28 protein-coding genes are annotated in these 23,350 nt (G+C 47.1%); 3 read left to right on the top strand and 25 right to left on the bottom strand.

Annotated features, from left to right (window positions below; genetic code table 11):
• Window positions 1-50: 50 nt before the first annotated feature.
• Window positions 51-281: a hypothetical protein gene (locus C558_RS0105155; RefSeq protein ID WP_018755172.1), complete on the top strand. Its 231-nt coding sequence runs from the start codon at window positions 51-53 to the stop codon at window positions 279-281.
• Between the two features lie 127 nt (window positions 282-408).
• On the opposite strand, the gene C558_RS33615 is transcribed toward C558_RS0105155, so the two are convergent.
• The 23 genes from C558_RS33615 to C558_RS32375 all read right to left on the bottom strand — a co-directional run bounded on the left by C558_RS33615 (window position 409) and on the right by C558_RS32375 (window position 19,932).
• Window positions 409-552, bottom strand: coding sequence for a hypothetical protein (locus C558_RS33615; RefSeq protein WP_018755171.1), 144 nt, complete (start codon window positions 550-552; stop codon window positions 409-411).
• Between the two features lie 18 nt (window positions 553-570).
• Entirely contained in the window at window positions 571-2,814 is a 2,244-nt protein-coding gene (gene nrdJ, locus C558_RS0105145; RefSeq protein WP_026263731.1) for a ribonucleoside-triphosphate reductase, adenosylcobalamin-dependent, read from the bottom strand.
• Window positions 2,810-3,007: a hypothetical protein gene (locus C558_RS0105140; RefSeq protein ID WP_018755169.1), complete on the bottom strand. Its 198-nt coding sequence runs from the start codon at window positions 3,005-3,007 to the stop codon at window positions 2,810-2,812. The genes nrdJ and C558_RS0105140 overlap by 5 nt, the downstream gene beginning before the upstream one ends.
• Complete coding sequence (locus C558_RS35170; protein WP_083927093.1) at window positions 3,004-3,519, bottom strand: crossover junction endodeoxyribonuclease RuvC; 516 nt, start codon at window positions 3,517-3,519, stop codon at window positions 3,004-3,006. The genes C558_RS0105140 and C558_RS35170 overlap by 4 nt, the downstream gene beginning before the upstream one ends.
• Window positions 3,509-3,841, bottom strand: coding sequence for a hypothetical protein (locus C558_RS0105130; protein WP_018755167.1), 333 nt, complete (start codon window positions 3,839-3,841; stop codon window positions 3,509-3,511). Before C558_RS0105130 ends, C558_RS35170 begins: the two co-directional genes overlap by 11 nt.
• Window positions 3,838-4,887 carry a hypothetical protein gene (locus C558_RS0105125; protein WP_018755166.1) on the bottom strand — a complete coding sequence of 350 codons (1,050 nt, stop codon included), beginning with the start codon at window positions 4,885-4,887 and terminating at the stop codon, window positions 3,838-3,840. The genes C558_RS0105130 and C558_RS0105125 overlap by 4 nt, the downstream gene beginning before the upstream one ends.
• On the bottom strand, window positions 4,884-5,225 hold the full coding sequence (locus tag C558_RS0105120; RefSeq protein WP_018755165.1) for a hypothetical protein: 342 nt from the start codon (window positions 5,223-5,225) through the stop codon (window positions 4,884-4,886). Before C558_RS0105120 ends, C558_RS0105125 begins: the two co-directional genes overlap by 4 nt.
• 80 nt (window positions 5,226-5,305) lie before the next feature.
• Window positions 5,306-8,158 carry a DNA polymerase gene (locus C558_RS0105115; protein WP_018755164.1) on the bottom strand — a complete coding sequence of 951 codons (2,853 nt, stop codon included), beginning with the start codon at window positions 8,156-8,158 and terminating at the stop codon, window positions 5,306-5,308.
• Window positions 8,158-9,576: a hypothetical protein gene (locus C558_RS0105110; protein WP_018755163.1), complete on the bottom strand. Its 1,419-nt coding sequence runs from the start codon at window positions 9,574-9,576 to the stop codon at window positions 8,158-8,160. Before C558_RS0105110 ends, C558_RS0105115 begins: the two co-directional genes overlap by 1 nt.
• Before the next feature lie 61 nt (window positions 9,577-9,637).
• Window positions 9,638-10,594, bottom strand: coding sequence for a hypothetical protein (locus C558_RS0105105; protein ID WP_018755162.1), 957 nt, complete (start codon window positions 10,592-10,594; stop codon window positions 9,638-9,640).
• A gap of 22 nt (window positions 10,595-10,616) precedes the next feature.
• A complete protein-coding gene (locus C558_RS0105100) occupies window positions 10,617-10,838 on the bottom strand; it encodes a hypothetical protein (protein WP_018755161.1) in 222 nt (73 codons plus the stop codon).
• Complete coding sequence (locus tag C558_RS0105095; RefSeq protein WP_018755160.1) at window positions 10,838-11,191, bottom strand: hypothetical protein; 354 nt, start codon at window positions 11,189-11,191, stop codon at window positions 10,838-10,840. Before C558_RS0105095 ends, C558_RS0105100 begins: the two co-directional genes overlap by 1 nt.
• A gap of 173 nt (window positions 11,192-11,364) precedes the next feature.
• Entirely contained in the window at window positions 11,365-12,129 is a 765-nt protein-coding gene (locus tag C558_RS0105090) for a hypothetical protein (protein ID WP_018755159.1), read from the bottom strand.
• A gap of 197 nt (window positions 12,130-12,326) precedes the next feature.
• The gene (locus tag C558_RS0105085) at window positions 12,327-12,893 is read right to left on the bottom strand and encodes a hypothetical protein (RefSeq protein ID WP_018755158.1); all 567 of its coding nucleotides are present in this window, start codon (window positions 12,891-12,893) and stop codon (window positions 12,327-12,329) included.
• A 369-nt stretch (window positions 12,894-13,262) separates the two neighbouring features.
• The gene (locus C558_RS0105075) at window positions 13,263-13,892 is read right to left on the bottom strand and encodes a hypothetical protein (protein ID WP_018755156.1); all 630 of its coding nucleotides are present in this window, start codon (window positions 13,890-13,892) and stop codon (window positions 13,263-13,265) included.
• 91 nt (window positions 13,893-13,983) lie between these two features.
• Complete coding sequence (locus tag C558_RS30405; protein ID WP_156825996.1) at window positions 13,984-15,009, bottom strand: toprim domain-containing protein; 1,026 nt, start codon at window positions 15,007-15,009, stop codon at window positions 13,984-13,986.
• On the bottom strand, window positions 14,994-15,593 hold the full coding sequence (locus C558_RS0105065) for a hypothetical protein (protein WP_018755154.1): 600 nt from the start codon (window positions 15,591-15,593) through the stop codon (window positions 14,994-14,996). Before C558_RS0105065 ends, C558_RS30405 begins: the two co-directional genes overlap by 16 nt.
• Before the next feature lie 78 nt (window positions 15,594-15,671).
• On the bottom strand, window positions 15,672-17,030 hold the full coding sequence (locus C558_RS0105060; RefSeq protein WP_018755153.1) for a DnaB-like helicase C-terminal domain-containing protein: 1,359 nt from the start codon (window positions 17,028-17,030) through the stop codon (window positions 15,672-15,674).
• Window positions 17,031-17,306: 276 nt separating this feature from the next.
• Entirely contained in the window at window positions 17,307-17,975 is a 669-nt protein-coding gene (locus tag C558_RS0105055; RefSeq protein ID WP_245583731.1) for a P-loop NTPase family protein, read from the bottom strand.
• 241 nt (window positions 17,976-18,216) lie between these two features.
• A complete protein-coding gene (locus C558_RS0105050) occupies window positions 18,217-18,621 on the bottom strand; it encodes a hypothetical protein (RefSeq protein ID WP_018755151.1) in 405 nt (134 codons plus the stop codon).
• Entirely contained in the window at window positions 18,621-18,962 is a 342-nt protein-coding gene (locus C558_RS0105045; RefSeq protein WP_018755150.1) for a hypothetical protein, read from the bottom strand. The genes C558_RS0105050 and C558_RS0105045 overlap by 1 nt, the downstream gene beginning before the upstream one ends.
• Window positions 18,963-19,273: 311 nt before the next feature.
• On the bottom strand, window positions 19,274-19,462 hold the full coding sequence (locus tag C558_RS0105040) for a hypothetical protein (RefSeq protein WP_018755149.1): 189 nt from the start codon (window positions 19,460-19,462) through the stop codon (window positions 19,274-19,276).
• 92 nt (window positions 19,463-19,554) lie between these two features.
• Window positions 19,555-19,932 (bottom strand): hypothetical protein, encoded by a 378-nt coding sequence (locus C558_RS32375; RefSeq protein ID WP_018755148.1) that lies wholly within the window; start codon window positions 19,930-19,932, stop codon window positions 19,555-19,557.
• A 215-nt stretch (window positions 19,933-20,147) separates the two neighbouring features.
• Between C558_RS32375 and C558_RS0105030 the strand changes: the two genes are divergently transcribed.
• The gene (locus C558_RS0105030; protein WP_018755147.1) at window positions 20,148-20,594 is read left to right on the top strand and encodes a helix-turn-helix domain-containing protein; all 447 of its coding nucleotides are present in this window, start codon (window positions 20,148-20,150) and stop codon (window positions 20,592-20,594) included.
• Window positions 20,595-20,607: 13 nt separating this feature from the next.
• Window positions 20,608-21,030: an ImmA/IrrE family metallo-endopeptidase gene (locus C558_RS0105025; protein ID WP_018755146.1), complete on the top strand. Its 423-nt coding sequence runs from the start codon at window positions 20,608-20,610 to the stop codon at window positions 21,028-21,030.
• A gap of 273 nt (window positions 21,031-21,303) precedes the next feature.
• Here C558_RS0105025 and C558_RS0105020 read toward each other — a convergent pair whose 3' ends face one another.
• A complete protein-coding gene (locus C558_RS0105020; protein WP_018755145.1) occupies window positions 21,304-21,717 on the bottom strand; it encodes a helix-turn-helix domain-containing protein in 414 nt (137 codons plus the stop codon).
• Between the two features lie 659 nt (window positions 21,718-22,376).
• Window positions 22,377-23,198: a sporulation transcription factor Spo0A gene (gene spo0A / locus C558_RS0105015; RefSeq protein WP_018755144.1), complete on the bottom strand. Its 822-nt coding sequence runs from the start codon at window positions 23,196-23,198 to the stop codon at window positions 22,377-22,379.
• Window positions 23,199-23,350: the final 152 nt, after the last annotated feature.

Below are 23,350 nucleotides of genomic sequence, written 5' to 3'. Positions count from 1 at the left end.
TTTAAATCCTCCTTAACCGATATATTCCTTAAAAAGGAAAGAGGGATTATATGTTGAATTCTGTAAATAGATTTTTATACGGAGTGAAGATACCTGTCTATTTTGCCATTGCTGGTTACACTATCATTCAATTCAGTCTCAAACCCGACCTACCTACATTAGAGTTTATAAGAAATGCCTTATCTGGACTGCTGGGTAAACTAGTTGTGCTAGTTTCAGTTCTCGAAGCAATCCATAATGCAATAGGATTAGGTTTATCTGCAAAAAGAAGCAAAGAATAAAATCACCTTGACGACATGCAATTGAGCTTAGTTTGCATGGATAAAAGTCCTCCTTAATATAATTGCTATTGAGGTGATGTATAGTGAAAAAATAAGATCGATGAATTAGGATGGCGGCCGCAGTTCATCAATATCTATTCGACATCTCCGCAAACCTATCAGCAACTTCACGTGCCTCCTCTTCAGGCAGCCGTTGAACCTCGGCCGCCGTCAGGAGAATCGGATGCTTACGGATCGTCGTTAGTATCTCGTACATGATTATCGATGCCATACGTAAGCCCTCCGTTAATTACCGTATTGGGCACGCCCCGCCCTCGCAACTATCTGCACCATCCAAGTCGCTCGTCCCGTCCGTCTCGTAACGATGAAGCACCGCCGGATCGAACGGCTTCAGTGCTGCCGCCAACTCTTCGTATTTCTCTTTCGTAATCGCCTCGTAAGGCGCCAATGCATATGTACCGCCATCCAACGCCAAGAACGATACCGCTGTAAACTCGTTCCACTTTTCATAAACAATACGTTCAACCTCGCTCCACTCATGCGGCCGCACCGTGATCGTATTCGACGAATTATGTTCGGTGTAATGACGTTGGAATGCGAAGTACGTATCGAGTTGTTCCGCAGCCGAGACGTCCTCTTTCGTTCTAGTCGCGCCACTAGCGACGGGGAAATCGATGACGTGGGTTCTTGCGTTGGTCATTCGTTCTTCGTACGTTCCACCTTGCGTGCCAACTTCGGGGTTTACCGTCCATCTAAGATCGATAACAGCGCGTGCCAACGGATCGGCTGCGTTAATGCGAATACGACGGATATAGTACGGAGAATGCGACCAATGAAGACCAGATGAAACTCCGCCGGCCACTTGTGACAGCGTCCCTTCGGGCTTGACCGTTGTGACGAGTAGTGGCGATGATACACGGAGTTTCTTTGCGTAATTGTCCGCTTCTTCTCGCGCAGCCTTACCTAATTCCTCAAGTAGAGACGCTTCCTGCCACTCTTTTATGCCGCACGCAGCGAGCGCATCCTTTACACCGGTCAATGAAGTACCCAACAGCCTGTCACGTTGCTGAACCGCATTCCAGTGTGGCAACTCTAGTTCTGCAAGCGTCATTCGTAGACCGGCACGTGCAGATAGGCGTTGCGCCTCCAACAACTCGTCGTAGCCTGGCTCGTCCTCTTCAACAAAGGCCATCATGTTTACCGTCGTCAGGTTACATACACCATACGAATCGAGCAAAATCTCGGCGCATGGATTAAGTCCTTCGGCGTTCGGACGCCGTCTCCGCGCTTCTTCGAGATTTACGAAGCCTGGCTCGCCTTCTCCCTGCATCATCTCGAAAATAAGGTTCAACATTTCACGCGATGGCTTCGACTCAAACGCGATCGAGTTATTTGACATTCGGCGGTGATGTAACGGTCTGGCATTCGGATCGTTCAACGGAAGACTTTCGAGGAACTGCGCTTCCTTTTCGAGACCGAGCGCGCGAGTCTTAGCGATAACCTTGGCGTGCTTTTCCGCATCCCAAATTCCGTTAATTCCGTACTTGGCGAAGATACACTCGTAATCATCCGCGTCGAATAGCGCAATTTCGGCGGTACGTCGCACGCCTCCAACCACAACGTTATTTCCGATAAGATTTGCGATATCAAGGATATGAATCGGACGGGCGTAGGCATATTCCGTCGGGTGACCGTAATCATCCCATACGTGGACCATATCACGGAGCGACGGATCAATCCGATTCTTCAATACGTTGTCGATGCCTTCGAACATCTCACGAAGCGGTTCCGGACCGGACGCAGTCCCGCCAAACGTATTCAAACGCGCGCCGTTAGGACGTACGGAGTTGTACGAAATCTTAACGGTATGGATATGTTCGTAACGCGATTCCGTTAAGATTTCGAGGTAGATACGTAACGACTCGACCCAGCCTTCCTTCGAATCGCCGACATAGATCTTCGCGTATCCGTTCTCCATATCACGAAGTACCGAGTGTTCGTAACGTGCGGATTCCGGCACAGGCTCGTATTCGGAGTGCAATAGCGTCGTGTTTGTACGGATTGGTTCCAGACCGGCTGCGAATGCTTTCGTGACCTTGAAGCCAACGCCTGTTCCGACCATAAGAAGGTAGAACAAGTCGCCTAAGTCCGACCACGAACGTATATTGACAAATGAGCAATTGAAGTTAGAGAGCGGATATTTCTCGGCAACACCGTTCTCCGCACCGCCGACCCACAACGTCCGCCCCGATAGGAATTGGCGCAGGTTGAACATATTATCGAATAGCAACTCCGCCTCGTTACGGTGCCACTCGTAATCAACCGGAAAGCCGATCTTCTCCGTATGCCTAACGCCGAGCTGAACGTTGTACTCGACCGCACGCCGGCACGTCTCTTTCCACGTTTCACGGCGCCCCTCATTCGGCAGCCAACGAGAATATGTACGGTAATATACAAACTGGCCGAGTGCGTTCATATGATCGGGGAATTCCGGATACTTTGCGATAAATCCGTCAGATAATAGCTGGTTAATTGCAAATCTCTCCCATCTCGTCTAATGTACGTTCAACACTCGCAAGGGAGCGTTCGGCGAGCACCAACTTCGCCTCATAATCCGCCGCCAATCCCGTGAATACTTCGACCGAATGGCGGTAGCCCTCAACTTGAGCACGATAATCGTCGCGTGACTTACGTAGTCGTTCTAAGTTCGTATCCGACCGAATCATACGTCGATCAGTCCTTCCGCTATAAGGTAAGCCAGCACAACGGCCGCTGCGTCGCTTTCGTCATCGGTCGCGAACTTATAGTCGTCAGATAAGCGTAAGATCCGCCGGACCGCCGCCGCCACTTCCGGTTTCTTGGCCGTCCCATTTCCGGTCACCCTTTTCTTAACGTTGGATGGCGTTAGGTTCGCAGCCACTACGAGGTCAAGGCGGGCCAGCGCGCGATCAACTGCCGACCACGCACCGTGCACCTTATCGTTCAACTCGTAATTTCGCGAAGGCGGCCAAATCTCGCGAGCAATGCCGCCGTCCGGCCGATATTGGCGGAAGAAAAGCAACGCGTGCGCCTCGATCAATTCGTACCGTAACGGCTGAGCCTCGTCGGAATCCGTCTTGACGTGTGATAGAGCGACTAACGAGGGGCGGCGATTTTTAACGTCGACTACCGCGAAGCCTGGCGAAGTTAACGAGAGATCGAGACCGCCGTAGCGTTTGGTTTCGGGTTTAGGCGCCAGAAGACGTCACCTCACTTGAGTGGAAGCCAAAGTCGTTATCAACGCAAAACGCGTGTAGTGCTTTCGCTAATTCCTCCGTGTATAGCTCGTCTTTTTCTCCCCAATCAATTCCTCGCTCATGAGTGAAAGCGTGAATCAATTCGTGAAAGAACGTACGTTGCATGTTCTGCTCTGAATGAAACGGCACGTCGCGAATCTCAATTGATTGTTGACTGTACATAATTCTTCCGTAACATTCATGTTCGCCGACGGTTAACGGATGATTAACGCGGTGGACGGTGTAAGTCATTCCGCCCACTTTTACCGTTTGTGGGATATTCACGCAGCCACCTCCTCAATGAAAGCCTTGACTTGTCTATGCGTTTGTTTCCCCGCCATACTTCCTTTCGCCATTTGCACTTCCGCACGTTGAAGTTTCGTCAAATTACCGTCAGTCATCGTAATTTTACAGTGACCGCGGAATTGGCAGAAACCGCATTTACCGGTCATCTCAACGGAAACGTCTGGAACCTCGCCAGTCTCACGAGATTCATAGACCAACGTTGACTGCCGCGCCAGTTCATCGAGGAGTTCACGCTGCATTTGTTCCGTTATCTTGACGTAAAATGCACGCATGTCCGGTAGTGGAGCGCCCTCTTTCCAGGTCTTTTGCCCTTTCGTTACGCTCGAACTCTCCTCATCTGAAAACCACGACGGCTTCTGCGTAGACTCATACACGATGAGTGCTTCGTTAATTCCGAATACAAGCGATTCCGCGATAACCTGCCGCTGGTGATCGTCCTGAGCGCCCTTATAGTCTAGCTTTCCGTTCATGGCCCTCAAACCGCTTGCCTTCGTTTTGTACTCGAAGATTACGCGCGATCCATCCGGCGTATACTGAAACTTACCGTCAGGCTTGGCCGTGATTGCGAACGAGACAAGTTCTCCGGTTTCTGGATGCGGATGCGAAAATACTCGCCGTTCCTGCGCAGCTTCCTCAAAGTCCCATTCGCCGTTATCACGCACAGCCATACGAAATGACTCTGCGCCTTTCAAGCGCTTAGGCATGTGTAGCAAGTCAAGCTGTACATAATCAACTATCGCGGTTCCCTGTCGTCGTTGGCGTCCTCTGAACGGAATGTCCGCTGACTTTTCCGGCCGCGTGGCTTTATCGTTCTTGAATACGAGTTGACGATCGCACAAATTCGTACCTGACGCGCCAAACGTGACGAGTCCGTCGTTAGGGTACGGCTTAAATCCAATATGGCGCAGCTTTTGTTCGAAGAACTTACGCTCAATCGCGTTGTCATAGAACGAAGTATCAGGTGATGAATAGTAAGCGTCCATTTGCGTCAGAAAATCGTGTACTAGTTTTATTCCTCGATTCAATTAACCGCCTCCTTATTATTCACAACGCACCAACCATACGCCGATCCTTTCTTCGTTTCCTCCAACATCAACTGGCCGAAATTCAACCCGTTAATGAAGCGGAATACATCGGACATGTAAATCGGATAACGTTTGCCGGCGGAGTCCTCAAGGATTAGACCGGCGCTCGATCGCGAAGAGAACCAGTCTACGACGGTGAAATCTCCGCTGACTTGCTTCTTATCTCGGGTAACCATCGTATAATACCGATGGCATTTCGTGCATCGCCGGAAATAATGTCCGCCGCCTTCATCGCCACATACGGGGCATTGAGGAACGTTAATCTTCTTGCTCGCCATTTACACAGCTCCTTCGCTGATATTTTCGGGCCAACTAACCCGACCACTTATTACGTTGCCGATCAGAAGCATTTCGCACATTAAGAGGAATATTTATCGGCGAATTCCGGTAGTGGTCGGCCGCTTTCGAAATCCCACTCAGACGCTTTGTACTCCCGCATCCAGTGTGTTTCTAAAACAGTATCGCAGTCCAACGGACATGCAAACGTAGCTGTATTAGTCATGATGTCGGTATATAAATCGACCATTTTCTGCGTTACTTGTTCCGCGGGCGCCGCATGCTTCTGTTCGTCATGCAACGTTAACGTAAATTCCCATCCGCGCGCCAACGTTAGCTCATAATAACTGCGGATCATGCACAGTTTAAGGACGTTCGCGCCCGATCCTTGAATCTCGTGGTTAAACGCAGCCCTCTCGTCACGTCCCGTTAAGCGAATAAGCTGCCAGAATTCCGATCGCAAATCGTGCGTCAACCTACGCGATTTCTTGCCAAGTTCCGGATCGTTCTTATCTCGAATGCCGGCGCGCTTCATCAACGTACAAAGACGCTGCCAGTTCTTACGATAATCAGGAAACCTACGTTTCTGCCCCCACAACGTCGCCGTCCATCCATGTTCACGCAGATGTTCGAAGGACGCATTAACCATCGTACTAAAGCCTGGAAGGATTTCGTCGAACTTGGCGTATGCTCTCTTACCGGACACTTCCGTAATCCCCCGCTTGACGGCGGTCTTAACGAATTGGTCTTCTGCCTGTCCGTACCCTTTTGCGAGGAACATATCTTTTGTCAACTTACGGAATGGAATCGAAGTCAGTCCGGCCTTATACGCAGACTCGAAGCATAGTTCGCGGTCAACTTCAAACATAATTGCCGCAAACTCAACGTAAGGATCGAGACCTTTCCGGTACATTTCTGCGAATATCTCGTCACCGTGCTCGATTGCCATCTTATGAGCCTGAAGTCTAGGTTCAATAGACGATAAATCGCTACCTAAGAATATATAACCTGGGGGCGGTACGAACATATTACGTACGCGTTCGCCTTCCTTCGTTCGCGCCGGTATGTTTTGAATGTTGGTTCCCTTCGCGACAGATTTCTCCGGACAATCAACGAGCCGTCGCATAACCGCGAGATAATTTGCATCGCTTATGTTATCTGCGCGCAATTCATTCGGCTTTCCCAAATAGCCTTTCGAAGAATAACGTCCGGTCGACACGGTATCGAGTTGCGTATGAAGGCGTCCGTCAACGTCGAGTGCGTTCGGTATCTTATCGATATACGTTCCGAGTAACTTCTCAAACGCTGACACATTCGCGAGCGGCTTGAGCGCTTCTTCCTCCCCGAAGTAACGGTCGAGTACGTCCTTAGAAACGGCACGTGTCTTCGATTTATCTTTAACGATTTGCTTCGTCCGATCCTCGATACCGAGATGATCATAGATGAGGTAACGCAGATGGTTGTCATTTGTGAACGAAAACTCAGTTATGAATAAAGGCGCATGTTCTTCGGTTGCTGGCGTTAGACCTTCCGCGACCAACTCCGTAAGGCGAGCGACTGCGTTCGTATACCTCTTGAGCGTTGTTTTGCCGGTGGCTTCACACTCTGCGATGATCTCGCGTTGTTTCTTCTGCGCCTCTTGATTCCGCTCAACCCTCTTACGCTGCGCATCACACCAAGCCGTAATCTTCGTCGCGTTAATAGTGCGGTCCATCTTGCGAATAAACTCCGGATCTGTAACGCCGTACGCTTCGGCTACATCCGCCTGGGCTTGCTCAAGGCGCGGCCGCAGTTCATCGCCTAGCGCTTTAAGTCCGTCGATATCAATTACGAAGCCCGTCCGTTCGATATTAACGTTAACCTCCGATAGATACTGGTTAATCTCAAAGAAAGCTACCGCAAGCTTATCCGTTTTAACAAGATTATCTATTTGCCAACGCGTCAGCCACCAACCTTTGAGCACGTCCCATATCGCATAGATTCCAACGACTTCGATCGGATGTAGCATCGGAGACTCATTTGCGAATAAGTCCTCGAAAGTATAGTCCGGACAATCAACGCCGATTACCGTCTTATATTTCGCTATCAGCGGTTTCAGCGCGTAAGTCTCTTCGTTATCGTTAAGTGTGCGCTGTGCGGCAACGGAGTCATAACGGATACCTTGCGGTTCAAATCCGTCGTTCAGCATAATCGCCAAGTCATATTCCGCGTTATGGAACGATTTTATATGCGCAGGTAACGCCATAAATTGTGAAACGGCACCGAGCGCTTTCGACCGTGTGCATTGCTTCTCGTCGGTCAAATGTCCGTACGCTACGTAATATCCTTCGTTGAGCAACGGAAGCCATAACGAATAGCCACCGCTTAGGTCGATCATTTTGTCCAGGCCGGAAGTCTCCGTATCCCACACGGTTAACGAGACCGCCGCGGGAATATCAATACCGCGCTCTGCCAGTTTCCGACGTATCAACGTATTATTGAATAGTCCGAAGACTTGGCGGAACCAGTCGTCATTTTGCTGAAGACGTACCTCCTCGCGGAGTCTTTCGATCATCCGCGGAAGGTCTTCGTCACTCGTAATTATTCGGAAATTATCCGGCTTATCACTTAACGTTTCGCGGATACGCTGTTGGCGCAACATATCCGCTTTTTCCCGTAATACTTTCGCCCCTGCCGATAGTACGTCACCCTTCGTCCACTTGGCGCCGTCGGAGCGGAAACTGCCTATCTTTCCGCTCTCAAACGCGCTTTTCGCCGCTTCGAACTGGGTCCGCTCAGTTAAGCTTAACGCCATGCCGCCGATACGTTCGAATGCTTCCTTTGAGGTTTCGGGTTGGCTCACAGCTTTCCGCTGGACCGCCGCTTTAACTCGTTCCGTTGCTGAATCGTCCTTTACCGTCAGTGGACGGATATTTAACGATAGCTTGACGTCCATTAGGCGGCCGCCTTCGTGAAAAACGCTTCGACTGGTGCAATAAGTTCACACCAAGCAGTGTCTCCCGAAAAATTATGGCCCACACCGAAGGTAAAATCACATCCGTTTACTTCACGGATAACAGCAATCGATCCAGTTCCGTAATTTGTTGCGCCGGTACTTTCGGTGAAGCGCACTGCATCTCCATCTCTAAACTCACCGACTTTACGACCAATCTTCGCCCACTTTTCTATCTCTGCGGCTTCCTCGACCGAGATTTTAGTTAGCTCTGAAGCTTCAGCTGTCCAATGTGCATGTTTCGGGAAGTTGACGTAAATTTTTGATCCTTCGATCTTTCGGATTACTCCGACGTCTCCGTTCGATGCATCACCCCAACCGTGTTTCGGATAAGTACCGTTAGCAATCGTTAGCTTGACATGATCTCCTACCGAAAACTCTAGCGCCTGTATTTCGTCAGCCGTCAGTTTCTCGAGTTGCTCCACCAAAGCGTACGCAGTCGGCTGTCCTCCTCCAGTAATTTCGATTTTTCCCGTGTGATATTTCGGATTACTTACGGTGTAAACTCCTCCATCATTGTAATCACGTAGTCCCGAAGTTTCCCCACCACTAATCAACCGCACCTTATCGCCAACCGCAAATTTGCTGCGTGGATCTAGCGCCACCTTCGCTGCTGCGACTTCTTCGTCGGTTGCGCGGACTAGCTCGGATTCATAGTACCAGTTGCCTTCATCAGTGCCTAGTAGTTTTCCTCTGAACGGTTGGCGGTCATGGGTATCCTTAATGATCTCTACGATTTTTCCTAGACGACTTTGACGCATCGGCTTAGGGTTGACCACCTTCGCGTATTCCCCGACCTTTAAACGCTCGCTCTCCGCCTTCTTACGTTCAAGTTCCGCCAACTCCAGCTGCTTCTGCGAGATAAGAACGTCAATATTCGCAGGTTCGAGGACAACGTACTCACGGTGGAAGATCCCCTGCTCAACTTCCGCCACTCTAACGGCAACGTCATCTTTCAGACCGCAATGCCCCGTTTCGTGAGTAACTGTTAGAACCGAACCAAGGCCGTAACCGATCGCCGCCACTGGGTTGGTAATTTTAATCCGCTCGCCTTTGTTCGCCATACGCTTAACCTCGATGTACTCCGTAACAGGCAACGCGTCCGTTTTCCGTTTAAACGTCGTATACTCCTCTCCGGCCAAATCAAACTCGTCGCCGTCTTCGTCAATGATTTGCGGATCATCACACGAATCAATACGTACAATTTCGTAAAATGCATCGCGGGTTACGTAGGAACTCCGATCCTCAAAGCGGATGATATCACCGACCGCCGCCTTTGCTTCCGATGCCCCGTACTGCGCACCACTATACTCGATCGTTTCCGCTGCACTTACCGTTTTAACACCGTTTAATTTCGCCATATTCAAAATTCCTCCTCGTATATTATCGTAATTTTTTCGTTGATTTACGGATTATTCTTCGTTAGCTAGCGATCTGCAACGACTCAACTGGTGCGATTAACTCGATGTGTTTGAACGACGTGTACGTGCCATAATCGGACATTACAAACTGCGGTTTAACTAATAGGGCAAGGTCTCCGGTAATTTTGTCAATTTTCGTGAAGATACCGTCGTATTCGTTCAAACCATTAATACTATCGTGCTCATTGAATTTGACGAAATCACCGACTTTGAACTCGTTCAACTTACGGCCGAACTTCGCAAATTGGAGTTCTTCCGAAGGAATACGTTCCAACTCGTCCTGACGATAGAAGTCGAAGTTACTACCGTCAAGTAGCTCACACCGGAACGGACGGCCGTCTTCGTCGTCACGCGTAATTTTAACGATACTTCCTACGTCAAGATCTTGATTGTCCGTTAACACACGTGCATACTCTCCGACCTTGAAGCGTTCAACTTTCGGTGCCGGTGTTGATTCTGCCACCAGTTCGACGAGTTGACGTTGGCTGTTATTAGTCGTGAAATAACGGTCGTCGCCTGCTTCGTCTTCGAATACACCGTCTCCATCGCTGTCAATTTGTGCTATCTCGTACACTTGACCCTTTTCCAAGTCTTCATCGTCGGTCAACATTAGTACGTAGTCGCCGACTTTATGCGGACGGTCAACCTTCCGATACTTCATGCCATCGACCGTAACGATATCGCCAGACTCGACGATAACTTTCGTATAGACTTTGTACTCATCTCCGCTTAGATCATATTCATCTCCGTCTTCGTCCGTAATCTGCGGATCGTCACACGAGTCCAGCTCGTCGACCAAGTAGAACGCACCACTCTCCACGTAGCTAGGTACGACGATATCAGTCACCTTTACGATATCGCCCGCCTTTGCATCGTCACCCGTCAAAGCATATTCCACGCCACCTACGAGAATCTTCGAACCATCTTCGCTAACAAATACCCCGTTTAATTTCGCCATTCAATACCGTCCCCTTTTCGAATTAGTTGATTTCTCCGTCCTTACCGATAATGCCCGCCGCATCGTACACACGCTCCATTGCGTAGGTGGTCGCACACCGATCGTGTACGTATCCCCCACCGTCATCAATGCGGCTCACTTCGTCACCTTCGTAGATATCGCCGCCGCACTGAGCGCATTCGGCAACTACGTAAGGCTCCGGTATATCTTCGTTAAATCTCGCCATTGAATAACGTCGGTCCATTACGCAGCCTCCACGTATAGTGACCGATTCAACGTTAGGGGCAGTTCAATCCACCGTTCGGACGCACGAGCCTCGCTTGCCCAATACTCGCCGATCTCTCGATTCTCGAAGATCCACACGCGGGGCAGCTCGCCCTCCGTTGCCAAGACGCCAACGATACAATCAGCGTCGGACTTCGTGTAAATCTCGCCATTCCCTTTCTTCGCGCATACTACGAGCTCATTGCCGCGGTCAACCCGTTGCCTAATCGTTTTGACCTGGATGCGGACGTACTCGCCAGTGAGCGGCTCTTGCGCTAGAACGTCGTATGCTTCGTCTGTGTCGGATCGATGCGTCGTCCATCCGTTAGCCATTAAGGCGAGGCGCGCCGCCATTTCCGAAAACTTGCCGACTACTTCCGATATGTGGGCCGTTGTGACCACTCCCCATCTAATTAAATTCCGAATCTTGCTCGGTTAAAACTTAACCAAAGTGCGAATCGTAATTTACGCCAATATCTACGTAGCAATTACGTCACCTTCTTTCGTTAAAATCCTACGTCGGGCTCGGTGGCTTGCGTCTGTTGTTCGCTCGATCCTCCATACGTCAGCCCCAAGCGTCCGATGTCGAAGCCGGCAATTACGAGATTCTTCACTTGCTCCGCCTCATCCGCTACATATAGGCAGCTTTCGAACGTTTCGAAATTGAACGGAGCCTCGCCAGCCTTTGCGAAATTAGCACGTTCAGCTTCCGTCAAATCTTCGTCCATATCGAGAATCGGCGATAGGCTGACGACTGTGTTCGTAGATGAGCCGGACTTCGTTAGTTCGAACGCTAACGTGCTGATCTTTTTCTCGTATTTCTTAATGGCCGCGAATACTACATTCGCCTGCTTTGGCGTCAAATCTACGACGATGTCCGCGCCAGTTTCGAGGTTTCCGAAACCAACGAGATACTTCGGTTTACCTTTGTACAGGTACGCTTGCTTGCGAAGATCCTCCGCTTTCGTTTCGTCGCCCGCCGTTTTAGCTGCGTTGGCATCGGCATATAGTAGGTCCGCCGCTTGATCCCATACGGTAGGGTTCGTGGTAATGTAACCTTTCACATTCCGTTCAGCGGGTTCTTTCGGAACAAACGTATTTACCTTACCGAACATGCTGTACGCGTAATACTCCACGGAATCGGCAACGCCCTTTACTCGGACTTTCAACGTTGTGCCCGATCCAAACGGCACAATCGCACTTTCCTTCGTTTCCTTTTCCGTTTGGGCAGCGGTAACCGCATCGGTCCCACGCTTAGTAAACATCGACATCTACACAACACTCCTTCGTTTTATTTGCGGGCTTTTACCGTTTAATTACGTACGGTATCCGTTACCGCTTCGGACGGCTTATTTCCTACGTCCGCAATACGGTACTATCTCTAATACCGTCCGGCCGACGTAAGATCGGCTTATACTTATTACGTTGCCGCTCGATTTCATTTCGCACACTCGGCGGAAACTTTTTTCTATACGTAGGCGGCGATGCTCTTCATTAGGTTCGTTTTCTCACGCTGGGCATCGATAAGATCACGCTTTAATTGCGCAATTCTTCCGTCAATCTCCGAAATCTTATCGTTCAAATCGGCGATCACTCGATTTGAATCAGTTTTAGCCAGGCGCAATCCTAAATTCGCACGCTCTACCGCTAGTTCCGCCATATTTACGTTGATTCGCTTGACTTCGCGGACTTCGTTACGTTCCGCTGACTTGATGACGCGTTGGATCAGCTTCTCAATCGGATTACGAATAACTGCGTTCGCCTTGTGTTGCGGGTATAACGTAAATACGGTAGATTCCGTTGGATGTACGATCAATACAGTACGTTGATAGGCGAACATGCGCGCAGGCTTACCGTCTTCATCTATTACGTGTTCAGACACAAGCGATGATTTACGTAGAATATCCATTACGAACATTGGCGCAGCGGCACGGTCAATGCCGAAATGCTCAACGGCGCGGTCACAAGCGTGTGGCTTTACGAATATCTTACCGACAAAGTGTGTGCCAGCTTTCGGATCGATAGCGATGCTCATGCGATGCGGCCCCCTTTCAACGAGACATGATCGGCGGGATCTTCGTATGATAAGAATCCACCGTGATATAGTGCGTCGATAACGTTGATTCTGCGAAGAACTCTATTATTTGGAGCCGAAACCATTGCGTCATTATTGCGTATATATTTACGTAGATTATTACGTGTCATATGCGTAAACCTCCTATTGACATGTTTTAATAGACTCATGTATAATTAGCACGAGTAAGGGGATACTGATATTGGGTTGTATTACCATTACTGTCATGAAATGAAACTCATTACCTCAAAAGCAGGCATATGATATAATGTAAGTAGGTCTCGTAAATCGACGCAATGCCTATTCGCCGATTTACGTCTCCTATAACTGTTATACGGCAAGATATTCGTAATAGTCTCCAAACCGATTAGCGTCGTAATGTTTGACTAACGAACGTAACTTCCGCATAGCAGTCTCGTGGTGGAGTCCTAGCGCTTTAGCGAGCGCCGTCATGGACTTCGTACTACAATCATCATTTTTAAACTTCGTAACGATTAGCGTCGTTACAGGATCGTTAGCGCGATCCAAGAGGAAATCGATCAGTTGGCGCTGGTCGGTTTCTTTTTTTATAACCTCATCCTCTACGATATGGCTTGACTTGAGGACGATTTTCGGGTTTGGCGACCCTTGTTCATCAATGTATGTATCGTCGAGTGATCCTTCAATCTTGATATTGTTATTGCGACGCTTGATTGTTCTGAATAAATGAAGTCTTTTCAAGTTCAGCGCTGCGATTAACATCTTACCGAAATTGATAATATCGTTTCGTTGCAATAACTCCATGATAGCATCGTCAAACAATTCATCTGCGTCGGCCGCATCTCCATAACTCGACATTGTAACCTTTAGTCGATTTGACCTTTTGATAGGCGCTGCTTCATCGTACAACAATCTAAGATGTGCCTCGTCGCCGGATACTTTATATCGAGCAGCCAAACTATTAAGTTGTGTTAAATCCAAACCATTCACTCTCCTATTTTTGTCGTTATACTAATTACGTTGCCGCTAAATTCCATTTCGCACACTTCACAGAAAAATTATTCTGAAATATTTATGCCGATAGTTTAATAGGCTCCAATAACGCCACTTTTAACGTGCTAATCGCCCGCGCCCTCTCGATACACTTCGCTAATGCCGCAGTCCCCTCCGCAACAACGAGCTCATTTACGTCCTTATAACATTCCGGATACTTAACGAGCTTCAGCGTCATGTGTGGCGCTAGTAATTCGATAGCCCTCGCCAGAAACGCTTGTCCAGCTTTGTCGTGATCGGGCGCGATCAATATTTCCTCGATAGGCGAACGTATGATTAACGAAGCCTTTTCGTCAGTGAACGCCGATCCACCGGTTGCTATCGCTGGAAACTTCGCCGACATAATCGACATGCTGTCTATCTCAGCCTCTATCAGCGCAGCCTTTCGGATGCTTTTTCGATGGATTACGTCGATACCGTATACGAGGTCGCCGACTGGATTGCCGCCTTTTTCGTACCAGAACGTTTTAGAATTAGTCTTACGGTACTTTACGTTGGCAAGCGTGCCGTCTGGATGGCGCCAGGGCAGCGTTATCGCCTTCGATCTTTCGGAGTATCCTACGCCCATCAGACGCTGGACTTCCGTTGATATACCGCGACCAGTCAAATACGTATAATCACGTGTATTGACGTCTATAACGCGTTCATCGAGCGTTATTCTACGTTCTTTGTCGGTGTGCAATCTAATCGGATTAAGCCGATAATCATCGGGATCGTCCGTCTCATATTCACCGTACGTTTGCTTCAGATAGGCGGCCGCTTCTTCGTATGACACTGCCATCAAGAATGCGAGCAGCTTCGTAAAATTGCCCGACCGCCATTCCGGATCATCGGCGTCGCTATCGTACCAACATCCGTAATACTCTGAGTCCTCACGAAGATCAACGAAGAAGCTTGGCGAGTGATCTACGCGGAACGGACTGCATGAAGTGAAGCGTGGTCCGTCGAGTCCGGATGGTTTCGAAAAACGATGGAGATGTTGTTCTAGTTCTGCTGCGACAGTTGAAGTCTTAAAAATTTCGTCACCCCCTAGTGCTGATCCCAAAGTTTATTTGAATGCACAAGCATGTTTCGATGTTTTTTCAGCTGAGCTAAAATACTCTTGAGACCCATAATTGCTTCTATCTCTCCCATTGATAATGTAATCAAATCTTCTTTAGATAGATTCAATTGTTGCTCCAAACCACTTCTCTCGATAAAGCCCCATAATTCTAATACTTTATTGCCTATTAAATCGATTGATACCCTATTTGGATAAGTTTCTTCGACACTATACGTATGTTGGTTTTCAAAAATAATATCGGACGGAGAAATCTCTATATCATGGAGTGAACTATCACTTGTGGCTGATACTTCAGATTTCGTCTTATCTTCTTTACGTATTAACTCTTCAGTCGGAAAAAACAACACAAGTCTTGCAGATTTCTTGACTTTCTTTACGTACCTTGGTTCTAAGTCTTCCAAATTCCACAAAGCATTTTTTATTGTATGCTCACTTTCTATGTGATAGCTGTAGGACATCATCCTTTCTGTCTGTCGAAAAAGCTCTATTTGTCTTATGCCTTTAGGATATTTAGCTAAGATACTGAGAGCGAACATTCTTACATCATCTGGTGTTAGAACTATCATCGAATCACCGCCTCTATTATCTTTTAGATAAGATATCTTCTATATCTAAAAGATAAGTTATCTCCGCCATATTGTCAATCAAAAATTACCAACAAATTTACTAGAATCGCTTTCTTCCGACAATTCCCGCACGATCCCATAATTCGGAAGATACAGAAGCTCAACGCGCGTGTCCTCGCCACCATTACGTCCCTTCCCGATTTCGATAATGCCGCGACCCTCGTGAGCCAACGTATCAATACCGAAAACACACGCAGCGTCTTCGAGTACCGCTTTCGTCTTCTTAATCTCCGCGCGTTTTGGTGGCTTCAGCTCGCGATTGCCTTCGTCATCCTTTTCGTTGCCATTTTCGTCAGCTTGTGTAATGACGTGAATCACCGTTTTAGTACGACCGGCTAGGTGGCGTAGCTTTTTCGAAGTGGCTGCAACATCACCGCCAGCGGTTTTGGATGTGTTGGCTTCGAAATCCATATAGTAAATCGGATCAATAACGACGACGTCCGCCTTAGTTTCGATAATATCTGTTTCAAGTTGGCGAATGCTTCGATCGGTGAAGTCCGTATGATCCGCTGCTCGTAAAGTGATATTTCCGGGAATTATTTCGTTGAGAGAACGCGCAAATTGTTCGAGGCTTTGTTCGTATTCTCCCGTGAGGCGCCCCATTAATAACGATTTGTTTTCGAATCCCGCCGAGTAATCTACGCCTTCTATATTTGCGGTAAACGTACCTAGCCTAGCGGAGATTGACGAGTAAGCCCGTGCCCACCACTCGAATTCGGACATCTCCAATGCCCACACCAAAACGTTCGCACCTTGGAACGCCGCCTCTATCCCTTCTTCCATTGTAACAACGGATTTACCGCGACCGGATCGTGCATACCATGTATAGACGTTTGATGAAAGGTAACCGCCTATTTGTTCGTTTATAAGCGGAAACTTACTGCGCCAGATTCGGAAGGAGGTGCCTTCCTTCCGTGCTCGGAATTCTTCGAGAAATCGTTCGTGAGCGGTCTTGATATTCACATAAACAGGAACATTTGTTCGTATATTTGAACCTATTGTAATCCGTTCTACCGATTTAAGCAAGAAATTTCCGAATTCTTCCGATGTCATTTCAGCGAACTTCTTCGAAAGCTCCCCGCCATTGAACAACTCCGCATACATCCGTTTGCCTGCCGCGTCTTTCAGCTTACCTACGAGGAACTCGAACGAATCCGTGACTCCTGGTACGTAATCAAATCCGTCCATCTCAGCCACGACAGTCACATACGAAGGAGCTTGTCCGTTATTCTGTTCCGCATATCTACGTATATAGTCGTATGTTCTCCGTTCGATTTCCGTAGCAAAGTGATCTCGTTCGACGCCGTAAAGAGTGTAAATAGAAACGTCACCGATATCGATAGCTTTCGAGTGAATACAAGTTCCGTAATTTGGCACTAATTCCACCGCCTATCTGTATTATATTTTATTCAAATTTATCATTTCAAATTGGGCATGTGTCATTATCGAAATTCGGGAAATGTAAAATATGGATTTCACTCCCATCTTTATACAGATAATTGCCTGTTTGTTATTTGTTTTCGATATGATTCTGAACACGAAGAGGAGTTCACTTTACATAATGTCGAGTGCATCCGACTATTTATTTCCAGTATAAAAATACATACGATCTTCTTATATCTCGCGATTACTCGCTTATTCTCACTATTTAATTCAACGAATTCCCCGCTTACTCTCGCCAACGAACGGAACCACCGCGCACATATCCCGCACTCGATCCGCTAGTCTCCGATCGAAACCCTGCGACAGTCCTTCGATAGATACGTTAGACGTATATATGGTTGTTAGTCCGTTGGTTGTACGGTAGTTAACGATTGAATGTAAGTCACCGCGGAATCCCTCGCTTGCTGTGCGTACGCCGATGTCATCCAAGACTACGAACGGCGACGATTTGGCGCTCGTCATTTGCCGATAATATTCTCGCGATGCCGGTTCCGCAATGTCTTCAGGAACGTTAGGACGTGTGAATTCCGTATATAGCTCCTGCCACGCATTTACGTCGAGGAAGTACGCTGGCGTCTGAGGCGGCTGCCTATCCCGTCTCAATGAGCCTACGTAATTAACAATGATGTACTCGTGGAGCAGCGTGATTGCCGACGTTGTCTTCCCCGTTCCTGGTTCGAGTGAGTACAGATACAGCGACTTAATACGCTCTCCTTCCGGTTCAAATTGGCGTGTAAACGTTTTGGCGTATTGATCGAATATTGCGTAAGCGGCCGGCTGATCTTGCCGTGGTGATACCGTCTTTAGCGTAACATTGCGATATTCTTCAGGTATCTTTGTAGCTCCGATCCGTCCGCCGGCGCCATTGTAACCGTGCATGGCGATGTACGACGGGCAAATTACGTTGCAGGATTCGGTATCAACGAGGGAACACACGCTTTGTAAAATACAACTCTGAGAATGTGCTACTATTTCCCTGCACCTCCTAAAATAAGTTTACGCTAAAACTAGGTGAATTGTCGGAACATCCAAAAAATAAATGTGAAGATTTAGAACATTTCTATCTTTTTTGATATTAAAGTGTTGTACTTACTATGAAAAACAACCCTGCCTTCGAAATTCATAGCCACGCCGTAATCTCCTCAGTCGTCAGGTCACTATTTGCAAGCCCTTGCGCCTGGTTGCGCACCTCATCCTCCGCCAGTAACTTCGGCATAATCGAATTAATCCGATATGCGACGCAGAATCCGGCGGTCAACAACGGAAACTCTCGCGAAGGTCTATACGTACGGAAACACTCGTCGAATGCTTGCTTAAGGAGGTCCGCACCGTACGTTTCTAATGCTCGCTTTACGACGCCTTGCTCGAAGCGCCAGTTACGCATTGGTATGTAGGTTTCTATACCGAACTGATCACGGTTCATGTCAGCGAAATATACGTGGATCGAGGCGACATTCCATTGGTCGAGCGGTAGGTTGCGCCAGTCCTTACGTTGCTCTGCGGTGACTCGTGGTTTCTTCGCCATTACACGTTCACCCCTTCGATTTGGATTCCGAGCTTATCCAACGAGAACATTATTCCGTTAGAAAAGTCGTACCCACGCCACCGTTCGTATGCTCGGCGTATCTCAGCATGAATGCGTTGTTCTTGCGTCAATTCACGTTCATATCCGTTAATTAACGCGGACATTAACGTGTTGAATCGTAGTTCAATTTCAACGCACACCCATGACGCCAACGCCTGACTTTCCGGCATATCCCCGCCTTTAAGCGCAAAGAGCGAAATCGCTGCATTACTTACGCCCCTATCACGGAGTCTCTCGATAGCATCCGCCACTTCGTTTGGTATCGTTACTTTTCGGCTCATTCTACGTCCTCCTTCGTTAATATGATTCTAAACCAGGCGCGCGATTTCGGTCGAAGGCCAAATTCGGCGATTAACCTATTTTCGAGAATTTTTAGTGAAACTCGTATATTATCAATATTTTTGCGTATTATCAGAAATTAATTTCGCTTTATCGGAAAAGATTTGCGTATTATCGTCAATTTATTAATATAACGTATTAGTTGAATTATTCGTGTTATCTCTGTTTTTCTCTTCATTTCTCCGTTATTCTTAGTTTTTAGTTTTCTTACCGTAATATTCGAGAATATCGTCTACCGTACGCAGTTTTCCGTTCATACACTCACCTCCCATGTGATATCACGAACTTGAATGTTCTCCATGATATAAACTTCGTAACCATACTCAGACCTCGCCCACGCCAACGCCTGTTGAAACGAATTTGCATACACGACTTCAACGATCCTCGTTCCTACGTAAATAACAAATGTATTGTGTGCCATTGGTTTCCCCATTCGAATCATTTCGACGCCTCCCTATTATAGTTATACAATCGTGCCGCCGAATCACACGCTATTGTAAAATTACCGTGAAATTAGCGCTTATCATTTCGCACCTACCGAATACCCTCCGCCTTAATTTGGACGCCTAAATCGACGGTAATATCACGTGAAATTGCCGTTGTCATGGCGGTATGAATACTTTCGGAAACTGACCGTAGTGTTCCGATTAGGTCCGCTAATGATTTCGGACGACCAGTGATCCCCGTTTTCAGAATGACGTATTCGATCGCCAGGATCAGCGAGTTTACGCTGATTCCGTAATAGGCGATGTCGCGCCAAACTTCGCGCGGTGTTGCGTCTGCGTTCGGATTGTCCGCGATGATGCGTGACCAGTTCGGTGCTTTCGTTGGATCAACGATACGGCGCTCCTCAACGATAAATTGCATACCGTCCGATTTAATGCGATATTTTTCGGTTAACTGAACGTTCATAGTAAGTCCTCCTTTATGTTTGTTTCACTCAATATTACCTTATGGAAATGAATATACACCAATATTGCCAAAAGGAAAAACTCATTGTGTCCTCATTTTCGACCGAATTCGTATAAATACGTTTGTTTTTCTGCACTTTCGCCGATATTCTTTACCTTTTGGAAATATCGTGATAAAATCGTTACCAACAGGTAAAAGAGAAGGGTGATTATACCATGTCAAAAGATTTTGGAAAATTCCTTAAAGAGCTAAGAGAACAAAAAGAATTAAGTATTAATCAACTTGCTCTTAAATCGGGCGTTAGCGCTCCGCAAATTTCAAGAATTGAGACTGGTACTAGGGGCGTGCCAAAACCGGAAACTATAAAAAAACTATCTACAGCACTCGATATTTCTAGCGAAGAGATGATGAACGTCGCTGGTTATATTGATACTTCAATTGAAAACGAAGTACCTAACTGGGCAAACTCGAAAGATAAACGCGACTTTAAAAAGATGTTGGAAGAGGATTCCGGTCTCATGTTTGATGGAGTGCCCATTGAAGATGAGGATCGCCAACGCATTATGGACATCCTCACCGGACTATTCTGGGACGCTAAGCACCGCAGTAAAGAAAAGTACACCAACAATCGATATAAAAAAGATAACAGCGACTTGGACTAGGAGTTGGTATTTGTTGCAAACCAAAGTGGATATACTCGTACGCAAACACCGCACTACATGTCCATTTATGCTAGCTGAAAAACGAAATAACATCGTCGTATTCGAAGACCTCGGTGCCTCAACGAAAGGCATGTACTTTACGAAGTTCCGTCAAAAATACATAATCATCAACAATCGTCTTTCCGACGTATGGCAGCGCTTTGTCTGCGCCCATGAACTGGGTCACGACGTCCTTCACGCCGGTATGAACCGTTTCTTCATCGATGACCATACGTTCCTTATTTCGGGAAAATACGAACGGCAGGCGAATACGTTCGCTGTTGCGCTGCTAACTTCGCCTAATCCGATAGAGGCCGACGAGACGATTTCCGCGTATTTCCATCGGATCGAGATCCCCGAGGAGATGTTGATATACTATAAGGGTGCCTTGAACTAAGACGGGGGCGCCTTTTCTTTTGTCTTTTAATACCAACGTCTCTATACTTATACATCTACTACGTTGAGATCTTTAGACAATATCCCTTCCTGGATTAGTTCTTTCGTTTGTTGGAAAGTGCTTTTCTTTCCGACAACGGCGAGAGGAGCGTAGCGACGAAACGCATTCCGTATTATTTATCTTGTTAAAGATGGTTCTTGTTAAAAGAATGGTTCTTGTTAGTGTCTTCGTTCACCGTATCGGCGTTCACCATGTCGGTATTCACGGACACGGCTACGTTGTAATAGGTGTAGGCTCTGAATCGAATATCGTAAGCTGACTGATCGGAAGCACTGTATACCTCGTATTTTCCCATGTCCCCCCTTTACTACGGCCTTGCGTTGCTCTCAAAACGGCCTGTCCGTTCCACCGATACGTCAGCAGCCTCTTAACGTAACGATTCGCCGTCTGACGATTGACTCCGAGCAACCCCGCGATTTGTTCCTGCGTTGGATAACAGTTTCCTTGCGCATCCATAAACGAAGCGATGATACAAAGCGTTGTCCAATTTTGCGGCCCCATATCGGCGATTAGACCGCACTTGGCGGCATCGACGTACATCTTAACGAAAATGCGCGTTTCGGTAGTACCGGACGTTACGGAGTATTCCGTTTGAGTTTCGATTGAAACGAGATTGTTAGTGGACAACTTACACCTCCTCCTTCCGTAAATTTTCGCTTACACTCCATACGTTGCCGGTCGGGGACGTTTCGCACAATCTGCGCAAAAAAAAAAATAACGCCACCTCCGAAGAAGTGACGTCTATTTTTTAATATGTAGTTTGTTGCGTCGATCGACTCATTGCTTAAGAGACCTGACGCCTTACCAGACAATACAATCGTGATCTCAACTTTTTCGAAGCCCAGTAATGCGTCATATATTAGGGAAGTTCTATTATTAGAATGCTCAATCGCGGCATAACTCATCCACATTCATATCATCCAATATATTCTCCAATAAACCGAACAATGATTGTAAAATTCAAGATATCGTTCGCATTTTAAAAATAACCAACGCCCACTTCCCGAAGTTTATCGGAATAGTGAGCGTGTATTCTTATACGTATTTAGTTGTATATTCTGTATAATAAATGTTCGACCCCATCCGGTACATCTTGCGCTATATAACGCTTTACGCTAAACTGACGCTAGGTTGCCGTCTGTATAGTGAATTTATAAGCCGGAGGTGAATCGTCAGGTTTATCGCAATGATACGAAATTGTTTATCGGAACGATTACGACAGGTGCCGATAAGTTTTCGGGAACAAACGTTTGATCCAACGCTCGGAAACCGCGCCACTACGCCAACTACGACACCTTATGCTCAATCCGCAGCTTATCCGCCACCATCGCAATGAATTCTGAATTGGTAGGCTTCGACTTCGAGATATTGATTGTGTAGCCGAACAAGTACGAGATGCTGTCGATGTTGCCACGCGTCCATGCCACTTCAATCGCATGACGGATCGCACGCTCGACACGTGATGGTGTCGTTTTGAATTTCTCAGCGATCGCCGGATACAACGTCTTCGTAATAGCACCGAGAATTTCGATGTTATTGTAGACCATAGTAATCGCTTCACGCAAGTATTGATATCCTTTGATGTGGGCAGGTACACCAATTTCATGAATAATGGATGTGATATTCGCGTCTAAGTTCTTACCGCCTTTGGCGATTGGTACTACATTGCTCGACGACTTCACGGTATTCGAGATTGACATACTGCCGGAAGACGAACTAAGGCTTTGTGTACCCACCAATTGACGAACACGATTCGCAAGAATTTCCAGATCAAATGGTTTTAGTATGTAATAGGAAGCTCCAAGCTGAACAGCGCGCTGTGTAATATTTTCTTGACCAAATGCGGTCAGCATAATTACTTTCGGCTGCGGGCTCAAATTCATCTCACGTAACCGTTCTAGAACACCAAGTCCATCCAAATGCGGCATAATGATATCGAGGATAATCACATCTGGCACTTGACGGGATTCTTCAATGATACGTAATACTTCCTCCCCATTATAAGCTATACCTGCTACGCTCATATCTCCTTGCTCCGAAAAATACTCTGCCAATAAGTTTGTAAACTCCCGGTTGTCGTCTGCTAACAATACCTCAATCTTTTGCACACGATATCCTCCCTTAATTCCTAGTAAAATTTTTCTTTTTTACCTGTCCGAGAATAGAAATTCGACATACACCATTAAATTCCTTCTGTCGAATAATTATTTTCTTTATTTTTTTCACAAAATATTTTATAATAATTATTTTGCTACATTTC

It is taken from the genome of Paenibacillus terrigena DSM 21567 (assembly GCF_000374845.1).
GTDB lineage: Bacteria > Bacillota > Bacilli > Paenibacillales > Paenibacillaceae > Paenibacillus_K > Paenibacillus_K terrigena.
Note: the sequence above shows the minus strand (reverse complement) of the source record. Positions and strands in the feature narration are given on the sequence as shown.

Bases quoted from the DNA above. Each gene is read 5' to 3' on its own strand.
- C558_RS0105055 (WP_245583731.1), bottom strand. From the start codon at position 17,975: ATGCACGGTTACAATGGCGCCGGCGGACGGATCGGAGCTACAAAGATA.
- C558_RS32375 (WP_018755148.1), bottom strand. From the start codon at position 19,932: ATGAACGTTCAGTTAACCGAAAAATATCGCATTAAATCGGACGGTATG.
- C558_RS0105050 (WP_018755151.1), bottom strand. From the start codon at position 18,621: ATGGCGAAGAAACCACGAGTCACCGCAGAGCAACGTAAGGACTGGCGC.
- C558_RS0105115 (WP_018755164.1), bottom strand. From the start codon at position 8,158: ATGGACGTCAAGCTATCGTTAAATATCCGTCCACTGACGGTAAAGGAC.
- C558_RS0105065 (WP_018755154.1), bottom strand. From the start codon at position 15,593: ATGATAGTTCTAACACCAGATGATGTAAGAATGTTCGCTCTCAGTATC.
- C558_RS0105110 (WP_018755163.1), bottom strand. From the start codon at position 9,576: ATGGCGAAATTAAACGGTGTTAAAACGGTAAGTGCAGCGGAAACGATC.
- C558_RS0105045 (WP_018755150.1), bottom strand. From the start codon at position 18,962: ATGAGCCGAAAAGTAACGATACCAAACGAAGTGGCGGATGCTATCGAG.
- C558_RS0105040 (WP_018755149.1), bottom strand. From the start codon at position 19,462: ATGATTCGAATGGGGAAACCAATGGCACACAATACATTTGTTATTTAC.
- C558_RS0105105 (WP_018755162.1), bottom strand. From the start codon at position 10,594: ATGGCGAAATTAAACGGGGTATTTGTTAGCGAAGATGGTTCGAAGATT.
- C558_RS0105030 (WP_018755147.1), top strand. From the start codon at position 20,148: ATGTCAAAAGATTTTGGAAAATTCCTTAAAGAGCTAAGAGAACAAAAA.
- C558_RS0105100 (WP_018755161.1), bottom strand. From the start codon at position 10,838: ATGGACCGACGTTATTCAATGGCGAGATTTAACGAAGATATACCGGAG.
- C558_RS0105155 (WP_018755172.1), top strand. From the start codon at position 51: ATGTTGAATTCTGTAAATAGATTTTTATACGGAGTGAAGATACCTGTC.
- C558_RS0105120 (WP_018755165.1), bottom strand. From the start codon at position 5,225: ATGGCGAGCAAGAAGATTAACGTTCCTCAATGCCCCGTATGTGGCGAT.
- C558_RS0105085 (WP_018755158.1), bottom strand. From the start codon at position 12,893: ATGAGCATCGCTATCGATCCGAAAGCTGGCACACACTTTGTCGGTAAG.
- C558_RS0105095 (WP_018755160.1), bottom strand. From the start codon at position 11,191: ATGGCTAACGGATGGACGACGCATCGATCCGACACAGACGAAGCATAC.
- C558_RS0105140 (WP_018755169.1), bottom strand. From the start codon at position 3,007: ATGATTCGGTCGGATACGAACTTAGAACGACTACGTAAGTCACGCGAC.
- C558_RS0105090 (WP_018755159.1), bottom strand. From the start codon at position 12,129: ATGTCGATGTTTACTAAGCGTGGGACCGATGCGGTTACCGCTGCCCAA.
- C558_RS33615 (WP_018755171.1), bottom strand. From the start codon at position 552: ATGGCATCGATAATCATGTACGAGATACTAACGACGATCCGTAAGCAT.